The organism is Escherichia sp. AM3 (assembly GCF_032029835.1).
Taxonomy (GTDB): domain Bacteria; phylum Pseudomonadota; class Gammaproteobacteria; order Enterobacterales; family Enterobacteriaceae; genus Escherichia; species Escherichia coli.
Window position 1 is genome coordinate 1 of sequence record NZ_JAVUPQ010000919.1, and the last position, 278, is coordinate 278.

Genomic DNA, 278 nt, shown 5'->3' on the forward strand with positions numbered 1-278 from the left:
TGGACAAAGCGAAGAACTTCCCGATCCAGCTCTCCGGCGGTGAGCAGCAGCGCGTGGGCATCGCCCGTGCGGTGGTGAACAAACCTGCCGTTTTGCTGGCGGATGAACCGACCGGTAACCTGGACGATGCCCTGTCCGAAGGGATTTTGCGTCTGTTTGAGGAATTCAACCGCGTAGGGGTCACGGTACTGATGGCGACGCACGACATGGGGCTGATCTCCCGCCGTTCGTACCGCATGCTGACCCTGAGCGACGGGCATTTGCACGGAGGCCACGGT

At 61.5% G+C, this 278-nt stretch carries 1 protein-coding gene; it reads left to right on the plus strand.

Annotated elements, in window-relative coordinates:
* On the plus strand, window positions 1–278 hold a 278-nt coding region (locus tag RTW80_RS29060; protein ID WP_312721574.1), incomplete at both ends, for an ATP-binding cassette domain-containing protein.